General features: G+C 60.2%; 12 protein-coding genes. 1 reads left to right on the forward strand and 11 read right to left on the reverse strand.

The window, feature by feature from the left end:
• Window positions 1–4: 4 nt before the first annotated feature.
• From mazG to cysM, 3 genes are read right to left on the reverse strand one after another with little or no spacing between them, the layout of a single operon-like run.
• Window positions 5–820 (reverse strand): nucleoside triphosphate pyrophosphohydrolase, encoded by an 816-nt coding sequence (mazG, locus tag AUP74_RS15330; RefSeq protein ID WP_069948315.1) that lies wholly within the window; start codon window positions 818–820, stop codon window positions 5–7.
• A 27-nt stretch (window positions 821–847) separates the two neighbouring features.
• Window positions 848–3,091 (reverse strand): GTP diphosphokinase, encoded by a 2,244-nt coding sequence (gene relA / locus AUP74_RS15335; RefSeq protein ID WP_069948316.1) that lies wholly within the window; start codon window positions 3,089–3,091, stop codon window positions 848–850.
• An 18-nt stretch (window positions 3,092–3,109) separates the two neighbouring features.
• Window positions 3,110–4,000 carry a cysteine synthase CysM gene (gene cysM / locus AUP74_RS15340; RefSeq protein ID WP_069948317.1) on the reverse strand — a complete coding sequence of 297 codons (891 nt, stop codon included), beginning with the start codon at window positions 3,998–4,000 and terminating at the stop codon, window positions 3,110–3,112.
• A 1,016-nt stretch (window positions 4,001–5,016) separates the two neighbouring features.
• On the opposite strand from cysM, the gene AUP74_RS15345 reads away from it, so the two are divergent.
• The gene (locus tag AUP74_RS15345) at window positions 5,017–6,999 is read left to right on the forward strand and encodes a response regulator (RefSeq protein WP_472436433.1); all 1,983 of its coding nucleotides are present in this window, start codon (window positions 5,017–5,019) and stop codon (window positions 6,997–6,999) included.
• 17 nt (window positions 7,000–7,016) lie between these two features.
• Here the strand turns inward: AUP74_RS15345 and acpS are convergent, their stop codons facing one another.
• The 8 genes from acpS to lepA form a co-directional block, all read right to left on the reverse strand.
• Window positions 7,017–7,412, reverse strand: a complete 396-nt coding sequence (acpS, locus tag AUP74_RS15350; RefSeq protein WP_069948319.1) for a holo-ACP synthase — start codon at window positions 7,410–7,412, stop codon at window positions 7,017–7,019.
• Entirely contained in the window at window positions 7,409–8,164 is a 756-nt protein-coding gene (recO, locus tag AUP74_RS15355) for a DNA repair protein RecO (RefSeq protein WP_069948320.1), read from the reverse strand. The genes acpS and recO overlap by 4 nt, the downstream gene beginning before the upstream one ends.
• Window positions 8,165–8,209: 45 nt before the next feature.
• A complete protein-coding gene (locus tag AUP74_RS15360) occupies window positions 8,210–8,638 on the reverse strand; it encodes a GFA family protein (protein WP_472436428.1) in 429 nt (142 codons plus the stop codon).
• Between the two features lie 7 nt (window positions 8,639–8,645).
• On the reverse strand, window positions 8,646–9,545 hold the full coding sequence (gene era, locus AUP74_RS15365; protein WP_083261037.1) for a GTPase Era: 900 nt from the start codon (window positions 9,543–9,545) through the stop codon (window positions 8,646–8,648).
• 105 nt (window positions 9,546–9,650) lie between these two features.
• A complete protein-coding gene (rnc, locus tag AUP74_RS15370) occupies window positions 9,651–10,331 on the reverse strand; it encodes a ribonuclease III (protein ID WP_083261038.1) in 681 nt (226 codons plus the stop codon).
• A complete protein-coding gene (locus tag AUP74_RS15375) occupies window positions 10,324–10,764 on the reverse strand; it encodes a DUF4845 domain-containing protein (protein ID WP_069948322.1) in 441 nt (146 codons plus the stop codon). Before AUP74_RS15375 ends, rnc begins: the two co-directional genes overlap by 8 nt.
• Before the next feature lie 61 nt (window positions 10,765–10,825).
• Window positions 10,826–11,581 (reverse strand): signal peptidase I, encoded by a 756-nt coding sequence (gene lepB / locus AUP74_RS15380; protein WP_069948323.1) that lies wholly within the window; start codon window positions 11,579–11,581, stop codon window positions 10,826–10,828.
• A 29-nt stretch (window positions 11,582–11,610) separates the two neighbouring features.
• Window positions 11,611–13,416: a translation elongation factor 4 gene (gene lepA / locus AUP74_RS15385; protein WP_069948324.1), complete on the reverse strand. Its 1,806-nt coding sequence runs from the start codon at window positions 13,414–13,416 to the stop codon at window positions 11,611–11,613.
• Window positions 13,417–13,429 lie beyond the last annotated feature (13 nt).

The raw sequence follows: 13,429 nt of genomic DNA on the forward strand, positions 1-13,429 counted from the left end.
CGCATCAATTCTTTTCTTGTTCTTTCGCCCGGTTCCAGAGCTGGTCCAACTCTTCCAGAGAGGCATCGGAAGGTTGGCGCCCCTGCGTCCGCAACGCTCTCTCGACCGAATTGAAGCGCCGTTCAAATTTGCGGTTGCAGTCCCGCAGCGCAGTTTCCGGGTCGACGCGCAGGTGGCGAGCGGCATTCACGCAGGAGAAAAGCAGGTCTCCCAGTTCTTCCCGGGTATGCGCCTCATTTTCTGAGGCGATCGCAGCGCGCAATTCAGCGATTTCCTCTTCGATTTTTGCCAGCACACCGTCCACTGCCGGCCAGTCAAACCCAACCCGGGCGGCCCGTTTCTGCAGCTTGGCAGCCCGTGTCAGCGCCGGCAGCCCCACCGCCACGCCATCGAGCGCACCGGCCTCGCCCTTGGCACTGCGCTCTTCCGCCTTGATGGCCTCCCAGTTCTGCTTTACCTGCGCCTCATCGACGGCTCCGGCATGGTTATCGCCGTAGAGTTCACCACTGGGAAAAACATGGGGATGGCGCCGGACCAGTTTGCGCACCAGGGTGTCCACGATTCGGGAGAAATCAAAATGCCCGGCTTCGCGCCCCAGCTGCGCATAGAAAATCACCTGGAAGAGCAGATCCCCAAGCTCCTCGTGCAGGTGGTCGAAATCTTCGGCTTCGATGGCTTCCGCCACCTCGTACGCCTCTTCGATGGTGGAGGGCACAATCGTGGAAAAGTCCTGTTTCAGGTCCCAGGGGCAGCCGCCGTCCGGGTTGCGTAACTGCACCATCAGGAACAGCAGGTCGTCAACGGAATAGTGTTTTTCCATGGTGCGCTCCCTTTCCACGTCGGGCCGTCAGTGCAGCATGCGCCGCTTGGCCGAGGCCACGTTCGGCAACTGGTTGATGCGATGGAGCACGCGACTCAGCTCCTCGAAGTTGTGAATTTCCGCCGTCAGCACCATGTCCACCGTATGCTTGTGCTTGTTGGAGCGGGTTTGCATGGCGGTAATGTTGATACGCTGGCTGTCCAACATGGCAGTGATATCGCGCAGCAAGCCGTGGCGGTCATATGCCTCGATCATAATTTCCACCGCGTAGAGTTCCTTGGGTTTTTCCGCCCACTCCACCTGCAACACCCGCTCGTGCTCGTCCGCATACATGCGCAACATGTTGGGACAGTCCTTGCGATGGATTGATACCCCGCGGCCAAGGGTGATGTAACCCATGATGTCGTCACCGGGTACCGGGTTACAGCAGCGGGCAATATGGGTCATCAGGTTGCCCACACCGTCGATATAAACATCGGTCATGCCCTCGCCGCGCGCCACGGAGGCGGTAAGGGAGGGAGTCGGCTCCACACGGTCGACCTTGACCATGCGCTGGGCCGCGTTGAGCACCTGCCCCACGCCAATATCCCCGGCGCCGACCGCCGCGTAGAGATCGTCGAGGGAGTGCATATTGAGCTTCGCAGCCAGTTTCTCGAAATCGAAGTCAATCAACGCCAGCTGTTTGAATTCACCATCGAGGATGCTGCGGCCATCGGCAATATTCTGGTCACGGGCCTGCTGCTTGAACCAGTGAATAACCTTGGCGCGGGCCCGGGAAGTCGTGATATAGCCCATGCCAGGTGAAAGCCAGTCACGGCTCGGCGCCTCGCGTTTGCCGGTGAGAATTTCCACCTGGTTGGCCGTCTGCAGCTCGTGGTTCAGCGGCACGATGCGACCATCCACCTTGGCGCCGCGGCAGCGGTGGCCGATCTCGGTGTGAATCTTGTAGGCGAAGTCCAGGGGCGTCGCGCCCCGGGGCAGGTCCACCACATGGCCATCGGGCGTGAACACGTAGATGCGAGTGTCGACGTCGCTGGACTGCAGGTCGTCCTGCAGGGGATTGCCGCCGACCTCCTCGTGCCAATCCAGTACCTGCCGCAACCAGGAAATTTTCTGCTCGTAGCCGTCCTGGCCCTCGGACTTCTGGTCGGTACCCTTGTAGCGCCAGTGCGCGCAGACCCCGTACTCCGCTTCCTCGTGCATGGCAAAGGTGCGGATCTGCACTTCCAGCACTTTACGCTCCGGACCGATTACTGCCGTGTGCAGGGAGCGGTAGCCGTTTTCCTTTGGCGAGGCGATGTAATCGTCAAACTCGTTAGGAATGTTTCGCCACAGGTTGTGCACGATACCCAGTACTGCGTAGCAGTCGCGCACAGTGGGCACCAGGATTCGCACCGCACGGATGTCGTAAACCTGCGAAAAGCCGATATTCTTGCGGCGCATTTTGCGCCAGATGCTGTAGATATGCTTGGCACGGCCGTAAACATCGCCCTCGATGTCCGCACGCTGCAGTTCACTGCGCAGCAGCTCAAGTACCTCGTCGATGTACTTCTGCCGGGCAAGGCGCTTTTCGTCCAGCAGCTTGGCAATCTGCTTGTAGTCATCCGGTTCCAGGTAGCGGAAGGAAAGATCTTCCAGCTCCCATTTGATATGGCCGATGCCCAGGCGGTGGGCCAGCGGCGCGTAGACATCGGCCACTTCCCGGGCCACCCGCCGGCGCTTGGCCGGATCGGCATTCTTGGCCGCGCGAATTGCGCAGGTGCGCTCGGCCAGCTTGATCAGCGCTACACGGACATCGTCAACCAGCGCCACCAGCATGCGGCGGATATTCTCGGAGTGCTCTTCGACCGCCAGGCTCTGCTTCTTGCCCGTCTCCGCACTCTGGCTGCGGATGGCCGCCATTCGCAACACACCGCGGATCAGCTTGGCGACGGTCTTGCCGAACTCTTCCTCGACTTTCTTGAGCGGCAGGCGTTTTTCACGTACCGCCCGGTAAAGAACCGCCGCACAGAGCGCCTCCCCATCAATCTGCAGGTCGGCGAGAATCTCGGCCATTTCCAGGCCGGTCAGAAAACTGCTGGCACCCTCTGCCCAGATATTCTCGGCGGCAATCGCCTGCTTTTCTGCCTCGGCACTCATCTCGGCCGCGCGGCGCAGGGTTACCAGCGCACCACCGTCCAGGCTCGCCAGGGTCTGCACATGACGCAGCCAGGACTCGAGATCCAGCTCGCCGTCGGAGCCGATGGAATGATGTTTGCGGACTTGGACCATGACTAATTCGCGACCGGTTTACTGACTGAACAATCCGGAGGAGAGGTAACGGTCTCCCCGATCGCAGATGATGGCAACGATGGTGGCGTTTTCCACCTCAGCAGAAACCTGCAAAGCCGCCGCAACTGCACCACCGGAGGAAACACCGGCGAATATGCCCTCTTCGCGGGCCAGGCGCCGTGTCATTTCTTCTGCTTTCGCCTGATCCATATCGATCACCCGATCCACCTCTTCAGGTACGAAGATCTGTGGAAGATAAGCCTGTGGCCAGCGACGGATGCCGGGAATACTTGAGCCCTCCGTGGGCTGCAGGCCAACGATCTGGATATCCGGATTCTGCTGCTTGAGGTAACGACCACAGCCCATGATGGTACCGGTGGTTCCCATGGAGGAAATGAAGTGAGTCACCTCACCGCCGGTCTGGCGCCAGATCTCCGGGCCCGTGCCCTCCAGATGCGCCAGCGGATTGTCCGTATTGGCGAACTGGTTCAACACAAGCCCCTTGCCCTCGCGCTGCATTTCCAGGGCCAGGTCGCGGGCACCTTCCATGCCCGCCTCACCGGATACCAGAATCAGCTCCGCACCATAGGCCGTCATGGCTGCCTTGCGTTCTTCAGTCGCGGTTTCCGGCATGATCAGGATCATGCGATAGCCCTTGATCGCCGCGGCCATGGCCAGCGCAATGCCGGTGTTGCCACTGGTGGCCTCAATGAGGGTGTCGCCGGGCTTGATCTGGCCGCGCGCCTCGGCGTGGCTGATCATGGACAGGGCAGGCCGATCCTTGACCGAGCCCGCGGGATTATTCCCTTCGAGCTTGAGAAGAATGGTGTTGCTGGTGTTCCCTGGCAGGCGCTGCAGCCTGACCAGCGGCGTATTGCCGACACAGTCGGCAATCGTTGGGTAATCCATAAGCGAGCTTGTTCCAACGAAAAGCGGAGCGCCATTCTACCTTCCAGGCCGGCCACCCGCGACCTCCCGGTGCCGACAATGACGTGCGCCTATCAGTCTCGGGCCCAAGGAGGTAGAATCGAACAAAAATAACACGATCATCAATCGGGGGTTCCCCCATGGCCGCAACCCATTCTCCAGGGCAGGCAAACCAGCCACCGGCCCACCTTCGCTCCCTGCGGGCTCTGGTATTCCGCTTCACATTGGCGCCTGCGCTGGTGCTCGCATTGCTTCTGGGCATACTGTTCACGCTGCAGCAGATGCACGAACGCCGGCAGCTGCTGCTGTCCCACGGCAGCGCCAGTGCCGAGCAGCTGGCCGAGCTGATCGACCTGAGCGGTGAGCACCCGACGCATCTGCGCGTCGAGTGGCTCGATAAGAGCCTGCTGGCGCTGATGCTAGAAAAGGATATGGTCCGCTCAGCCCGCATCTACTCCGCCAAGAATTTAGCCGCGTCAGGGCAAGGCACACTGGAGGTACTGGCCAAGGCAGGGCCGCGCCCGCGGGTGGAAGTGACTGCCCAGGACGTAGCGCGCAGCGGTCCGTTCATCTTCGAGCAGGGCGAAAGCCTGCAAGTGCTGCACCCCCTGAAAGGCCTGGAGGTTACCTGCTGGATCAGTATCGAGCTACACCGCCCCTATTTCACTGTCGGTACCTATCAAGTGGTTCTGGTCACCCTTTTGGGACTGATCCTCTGCACACTGGGCGCGCTGATCTGGTCCACGTTTATTTCCGAGCGGTTCGCGCGGATGCTGGAACGGCTTGGCGACCGAATAGAATCAATCGGTCGCGGCCACTTTGAAACCCGGGACGAGGACATGGACAACCGGGAACTGCACCGACTCGCCAGCCGCATCAACAACATGGCGGACAACCTGCGAACCTACCAGGACGAATACAAGTCCAATGTGCTGCAGTCGATGGAGGATCTCCGCCAGTCTCTCGACTCGATGGAAGAGCAGAATATCGAACTGGACATGGCGAGGAAAAAGGCGGTCGAGGCCAGCCGGATCAAATCCACTTTCCTGGCCAACACCAGCCATGAGATTCGCACCCCCCTCAATGGCATTATCGGCTTCACCAATCTGCTGCTGAAGACCGAGCTGGACGAACTGCAACAGGACTACCTGCAGACGATTCTCCGCTCCTCCGAGAACCTGCTGACCACCATCAACGACATCATGGATTTCTCCCGAATCGAATCGGGCAACCTGGTGCTCGAGCACAGCCCCATGGACCTGGGCCTGGTACTGGAGGAGACCCTGCAGATCCTCGCGCCATTCGCCTACGACCATCGCCTGGAACTGGTGCCCCTGATCGACAAACAGCTGCCGCGCACCTTGATTGGCGATCCCTTGCGCATCAAGCAGATTTTCACCAGCCTGGTGGGCAATGCCGTGCGCCAGTCCGCGGATGGCAATATCCCGGTCCGTATCAGTGTTCAGAGCAGCAAGGATTCCGAGCTACTGGTTCGTGTCAGTGTCACCGACCTCGGCAATCGGGCGGCAGGGCGCGATCGACGCGAACTGCATCAATTGTTGGAGGCCTCTCCCCATGAGCAGGGCCAACAGATCAGCAGCACTGGCCTGGGGCTTGCGATCGCCCGCAGCCTGATCATGCAGATGGGCGGCAGTATCGGTGTCGATGAGGCTGCAGGTGGCGGTGCCACCTATTGGGTGCACCTACCCCTGGGCCTGGAACGCAACCGCACAAGCCCGATCCGTGAGCGCTTCCCCGGTTTGCGGATTTTACTTGCGGACCCCAACCGGATGACCCGTATGCAAGTTGCCCAGATGCTGCAGCACTGGGAGGTGGAACCGGTCGAGCTCTCCGAACCGGATACCCTGGAGCCCGCCATCGAACAGATGTGGCGTCACGACGCGCTGCCCGATGCTGTGATCATCGATACAGCCATGGCTGCCGGCAATTTCGAGCCCTTTATCCGCTGTGTGCAGTGTCTCGCAGATACCTATCAGTGCCGAATCATCGTGCAGGGCTCCCCGGTGGAGCTACGCCGCTGTTACGAACCGCTCCGTACCCGCGCCCTCGCATTCCTTGCCAAACCGGTGACCAGGGACAATCTGTTGCGCGCCCTGCGCCGCGCCGTGCCGCATCAGAACACACTCAAGCAGACCGGACTCCATCCCGCCCTGCCCGGCCCGGCAACGACCCGTGTGCTGGCGGTGGATGACCACGAGGCGAACCGCCTGCTGATCAGTGAACTGTTGCGGGGCCTCGGTGTTGAAACGAAAGTCGCCGCCAGTGGGGAAGAGGCGCTGGAGCTGTTCCGCCAGAATTCCTTCGACCTGATATTGATGGATATCCAGATGCCCGGTATGGACGGCATTGAGACGACCCAGCAGATTCGGGCCGAGGAGGCAGACCAGCGCACCCCCATCATTGCGCTCACTGCTCACGCCGGCAGTGAGGAGAAGGCGCGACTGTTGGCAGCGGGCCTGGACGATTACCTGAGTAAACCGGTCAGTGAGGGGCAACTCACCCACACCATCCAGCGCTGGATGAAAATACTTGCACCCGAGCGCACTGAACGTCAGCACCTGGATATTCCAAGACTTGTGGACATTGGTGAAAGCCTGGAACTGAGCAACAACGATGCCTCACTCGCCAGGGATATGCTGCAGATGCTGATCCGTGGTCTGGTTGCCGATGAGCAGGAGTTACACCGCCTCTTCGCTGCCGGGGATCACCGCGGGCTTTACGATCTGGTGCACCGGGTGCACGGCGGCTGTTGTTACTGCGGTGTGCCGCGTTTGCGTGAGGCAACGGGCCACCTGCAGGAGCTGCTGCGCCCCCTGCAACAGGAAGACGAGGCGGCAATCGATGAGCGCGCTGTGGATGCGGTGACCCGTGAAATCCGGGCCCTCCGCGAGTGGGCTTCAGAGCAGGATCTGGACGTGCTGTTTGGGCTGGTGGAGTTGCAGGAGGCCGAAAACATTTAAAAGGCCCTGCATCCGCCCTAGTGTCCGGGACGCCCCTCGAAGATGACGAAAGCGAGGGCGAAGTCTTTCTCGTCGGAGAGTGTCAGGTGAATGCTGTCGACACCGAGGACATCGGCTCGCCGGCGGGCCTCCCCCTGCAGAATAACCTTCGGCCCCAGACCCCGGCGGCGGCGCACCTCGATATCCTGCCAGGAGATGCCGGCGCCGATACCGGTACCCAACGCTTTACCCAGGGCTTCCTTGGCGGCAAAGCGCTTGCAGAGATAGGCGGCCCGGTTGGGCACGGCCAGCTTGAAGAACGCCTCGCGCTCCGGGGCACAGAGCACCCGCTCGACGAAGCGATCCCCAAAACGGCGCCAGGCGGCTTCGATGCGGGTATAACTGCAGATATCTGTACCGATGCTGACGATCACTGTTTACCGTAAACCTGTCTGAATAATTCCCGACTCTGGAGCGGTTTTTCGCCGAGCAGCGGCCTCAACAACAGACCTGTCAGGCGCTTCGCCACAGCCAGCTGCGCGGGTGGAAAAGAATCACTTTTCAGTGCGCCGTGCAACCCGAGCAAATCCTCGCCGATAAACTCGTCGGCGCGGGACACGGCCCCCTTTTGACGGTGCACGGGAACAAAGCCCGTTTCGCGTTCAAGCCGGTAATTTCCGGTGGGATCCAGCGGTCCCTGAGTCAGCGCACAATAGTTCAGGGACGGGCAATTTCCGAGGTCTTCGAGGAGCTTCAATTCAAAAAGTCGCAGGGGCCCCAACAATTCGCGCGAATCCTCACCTACAAGCGCGTTAAGACCTCGCAATAAGTCCTGATACGCTGCGAAAACCTGATACTGGGATTCTCCCACAGGTAACAACCGTACGAGTAATTCGTTGGCGTAGAGGCCACCGTAGACTGCCCGGCCCCGCAGCCAGTGGGCGCTGCCCGCGCTCTCCACCGGCCCGAGAGTCTTGAGGTCGCCTCGCCCCATCAGCGTCACCAGCAACGGACTGAAAGGCTGCAACGCCTGCTGACGGCGCTGTTTGTCCCGGCGCGCACCACGGGCCACACAACCGATCCGCCCGTATTCTGGAGTCAGAAGCTCCAGAATCAGGCTCGAATCCCGGTAGGGGCGTGAGTGCAGGATATACGCCGGCTGCAGCGGTGTTTGCGGTTGCGCCATTGAGTTGATGCGGTCGATCTCTTTATTGAGCGACCATTCTACCCGTCACTGCCAGTGTTCGATATCTTCCGGCAAGGAGATCCAGTGATGGCGGTGTTGTTCGTAGATGGATGCCGGTGGTGCGGGAAAATCCGGGTCGGCAAAAGCGCCCACCGGGACGCCGATCAAATCCGGCTCGATATCCAGCGTCAGATACACAGTAGAGCCACATTCCGGACAGAAGTGACCGGTAATCTGATTGCCGCTATCGGCGCTGCGCCGGTAGGCTTTGCTCTGTCCTTTTATCGTGATCCCGTCAGCGGGAAAGCGCGCCTGCACCCCGAAAACACTCCCCGTTCGACGCTGGCAGGCCAGGCAATGGCAAACAGAGATACGCACCGGCGCTCCGCGAACCACCAGCTGTAGCTGACCACAACTGCACGCTGCGCTTCTTTCCAATCCCGCCGGCTGCCGGCCCGTCACAGGCATACTCATGCCATCCCTAGTCGTCGCGATAGCCGAGACTGCGCAGGGCACGTTCGTCGTCAGACCAGCCGGATTTCACTTTGACCCACAGGTTCAGCATGACCTTGCTGTCAAACAGGCGTTCCATATCCAGACGCGCCTGACTGCCGATCTGCTTGATACGCTCGCCCTTGTTGCCGATGATGATCCGTTTCTGGCCGGAACGCTCCACCAGAATGGCGGCACTGATATGTAGTATTGGCCCATCCTGGCTGAATTCTTCCACCTCCACCGTCACCTGGTATGGCACTTCCGCACCGAGCTGGCGCATGACCTTTTCCCGCACGATCTCCGCTGCAAGGAAGCGGGAGCTGCGGTCGGTAATCTGGTCTTCGGGGAAAAAGTGTATGCCCTCCGGCAGACGCTCGATAATGACCTTCTCCAGGGTATCCAGATTGACGTTGCGCAGCGCCGAGATCGGCACAATCTCGGCGTTGGGATGCTGGTCGGCGAGGGCCTGCAACTGCGGCAACAGGTCGGCCTTGTCTTCCAACTGGTCCACCTTGTTAACGGCGATAACCAGCGGGCATTTGAGACCGCGCAGCTTATCCGCCACCAGCTGGTCGCCCTCGGTCCAGCGGGTCCTCTCCACTACGAACACCACCACATCCACATCCCGGGCAGCGCTGCTGGCGGCGCGGTTCATGTAGCGGTTGATGGCCTTGTCCGCATCCGCGTGCAATCCCGGTGTATCCACGAAAATGATCTGGTTGGTACCGTCGGTTTTGATACCGAGCATGTTGTGGCGGGTGGTCTGGGGCTTGCGCGAGGTGATCGCCAGCTTCTGACCCAACATATGGTTCAGCAGAGTGGACTTACCCACATTCGGGCGGCCGACGATGGCCACATAGCCGCAGCGGGGGGATTGTTCAGTCAAGGTGTTCTCCAATGGTTTTACCGTCACAGGACAGCACTACGCCCGCCGGGGCACGGACCGCAAGTCAGAGGCCGGGCCTGGTGGACGTCAAATAAGAGTGTAAGGTCAATCTTCGCCGGCAAGGCGGTTGTAGGCCTCGGTAGCGGCAATCTTCTCCGCACTGCGGCGACTGCTCGCCTCCCCGCGAACGGGGGCGCTGAGGCCTTTCACACGGCATTCCACCACGAATCGCTGGGCGTGCTCGGCACCGGATACATCGACCACGGTGTACTCTGGAAGGGGGCGCTGGCGCGCCTGCAGCCACTCCTGAAGGCGGGTCTTGGGGTCCTTGGCGGTTTCAAGGGAGAGATTTTCCAGTCGGCTGGCAAACCAGGCCAGTACTCGCTGGCGGGCTGGTTCCAGACCGGCATCGAGATAAATTGCCCCGATCAGGGCTTCAACCGCATCGGCGAGAATCGAGGCGCGGCGAAAGCCACCGCTTTTCATCTCACCTTCGCCCAGACGGAGGCAATCGCCGATTTCCATCTCACGGGCCAGTTTCGCCAGGGTCTCGCCGCTGACCAGCTGCGCGCGCAAGCGGCTCAGCTGCCCTTCCCGCCCCTGGGGGAATTTCTCGAACAGGGCTGCGCCGATGGTAAAGCCAAGAATGGAATCGCCGAGGAATTCGAGCCGCTCATTGTTGCGGCTCCCGGCAGAGCGGTGGGTCAGCGCCAGTTCAAGCAGCTCGGGCCGTGAAAATTGATGGCCGAGCCGCAGGCACAGACGCTCGAGAAGAATATCAGTCACGTTTACGGAATTGTTCCAGGTCTACCAGCGGCTCACAGCAGAGATCCGCCTTGGCGGTGTTGAGCTGCTTGTTAAACTTCATTACCACGTCGATGTTGTAGATCAGCGGCTGGCGCAATTCATAGTCAACGCTTACCAGCATACTGTCCGCCCCGCGGATCACCTGAACCGCTTTGGTGGGCTCGCCGCGCACATTGTTGATCAGGAAAAAGCGGTCCAGCTCACGCTTGATCTCGCCACGGTTCAAGTCACGCAAACTCGGATTCTCGGCCAGCTTTCGCAACCCTTCATCCACATAGTAGGCGTCGATATAGGCCGGCCCCATTTTGGAGACACAGGTGAGCACGAAGCCGAACACGGCCACTACCATCAGCCAGCCCCAGTAGCTCATGCCGCGCTGGCGGCGCAGGGAAGTTTGCAGTTGCCCAGACATGGAAAAGCCCTCGATTTTGTTATTGTGTCTAGTATCTATCCGATTCCACTCAGAAACAGGTCTACTGGATCGAACCCGCCCGGTCAAAACTCGGCAGGCTGAACAGTTCATCCCAGTGCATCCAGATGGCAAACGCCTTGCCCACGATGTCACGCTCGGGGACGAAACCCCACTCACGGCTGTCGAGACTGTTGTCGCGGTTATCACCCACCATAAAGTAGTGCCCTTCCGGCACGACTGCATTGAAATTGGCAAAGCGGCTCGGCACTACGTGCTTCGCCATCAGGTGGCGCTCACCATCGATTTCCTCCCACATAACCTCAACCTGGGGGCTGGCCGGAGGCAGTGCCTGGATCAGTTCCTGTGAGGCGCGCTTACCGTTAATGTAAAGCACATTGTCCTCGATGCGAATTTCATCCCCGGGGAGACCGATTACCCGCTTGATGTAGTAGGTGTCGTTCATGTGCGGGGGGAAGAACACCATGACATCACCGCGTTCAGGCTCGCCGATATCGAGCACTTTCTTGCGGGAGACCGGCAGCCGCAGCCCGTAGGCGTACTTGTTCACCAGGATAAAGTCACCCACTTCCAGTGTCGGCACCATGGAACGGCTCGGAATCTGGAACGGCTCCACCACAAAGGAGCGGAGAATAAATACAATCGCCAACACCGGGAAAAAGGACTTGGCATACTCCACCAGTGCCGGCTCCTCGGCATCCCCCTGACGGTGGCGGGCAAAAAACAGGCTGTCCACCAGCCAGATAACGCCGGTGATAATCACCAGCCACAGCAGGATCAGCGGGAAGTTAATATCCATTCATCGTTCTCTTGTTGTTCCGGTGGATTCTACTGGTCCACCTTCAAGACCGCCAGAAACGCCTCCTGCGGCACTTCCACACGGCCCAGCTGCTTCATGCGGCGCTTACCGGCTTTCTGCTTTTCCAGCAGCTTCTTCTTACGGGTAACGTCGCCACCGTAGCACTTGGCCGTCACGTTTTTGCGCAACGCCTTGACCGTGGTCCGCGCCACCACCTGGCCGCCGATGGCAGCCTGGATGGCCACATCGAACATCTGCCGCGGAATCAGCTCCTTCATTTTCTCAGCCATCGCCCGCCCTTTCTGCTGGGCGTGATCCCGGTGCACGATCAGCGCCAGCGCGTCCACGCGGTCGCCGTTGATGAGGATATCGAGGCGTACCAGTTTGGCCGGTTCAAAGCGATCAAAACTGTAATCCAGTGAGGCAAAACCGCGGCTGACGGACTTGAGGCGGTCGAAGAAGTCCATCACCACTTCGCTCATGGGCAGTTCGTAGCGCAGGGAAACCTGGCTGCCCACATACTGCATATCCTGCTGGATTCCGCGCTTTTCCACACACAAGGTGATGACGTTGCCCAGGTACTCCTGCGGTACCAGGATGTTGACCTCAGCGATCGGCTCGCGCATTTCCTCAATCGAGCCCACTTCCGGCAGGCGCGAAGGGTTGTCGACACTGACCACGGTACCATCAGTCTGCAACACTTCGTAGACCACCGTCGGCGCGGTGGTGATCAGGTCCAGGTCGTATTCCCGCTCCAGCCGCTCCTGGATGATCTCCATATGCAGCATGCCGAGGAAGCCACAGCGGAAACCGAAACCGAGGGCGTCGGAAGTCTCTGGCTCATAGAACAGGGAAGCGTCGTTCAGTGACAGCTTCTCCAGGGCATCGCGGAAAGCTTCATAATCATCGGAACTGACGGGGAACAGTCCGGCATAGACCTGCGGCTTCACCTTCTGGAAGCCGGGCAGCATGCTCACTTCCTCGGCGCCCTTGGCATGGGTCAGGGTATCACCCACCGGCGCGCCGTGAATGTCCTTGATACCGGCCACCACAAAGCCCACCTCACCCGCGCGGAGCACACCGGTCTCTTTGCGCTTGGGCGTGAAGATGCCGACGCTGTCCACCACATGGGCGCGGTTAATGGACTTGGTGACGATCTTTTCCTTGGTCTTCAGGGTGCCCTGTACCACACGCACCAGTGACACCACCCCCAGATAGCTGTCGAACCAGGAGTCGATAATCAGCGCCTGCAGGGGCGCATCCACGTCTCCCTCGGGCGGCGGCACCTGGCGCACCAGGTCCTCCAGCACATCCTCGACACCCAGGCCGGACTTGGCGCTGCAGCGGGTGGCCTCGGTGGCATCGATACCGATAATGTCTTCGATTTCCTCGGCGACCTTGTCCGGATCTGCCTGCGGCAGGTCCATCTTGTTCAGTACCGGAATCACCTCCAGCCCCTGCTCGATGGCGGTGTAGCAGTTGGCCACCGACTGGGCCTCTACGCCCTGAGCGGCGTCCACCACCAGCAGCGCGCCCTCACAGGCCGCCAGGGAACGGGATACCTCGTAGGAGAAGTCCACGTGCCCGGGGGTATCGATGAAGTTCAGCTGGTAGGTCTTGCCATCGCGCGCCGTGTAATCGAGGGTCACGCTCTGGGCCTTGATGGTAATACCGCGCTCCCGCTCCAGATCCATGCTGTCAAGAACCTGCTCGGCCATCTCACGGTCAGTCAGGCCTCCGCAGACCTGGATAAACCGGTCGGCCAGGGTCGATTTGCCGTGGTCGATATGGGCGATGATGGAGAAATTGCGGATATGGGAGAGATCTGTGGCCACTGCGGATTAGAAA

This window comes from Microbulbifer aggregans (assembly GCF_001750105.1).
Lineage (GTDB): Bacteria > Pseudomonadota > Gammaproteobacteria > Pseudomonadales > Cellvibrionaceae > Microbulbifer > Microbulbifer aggregans.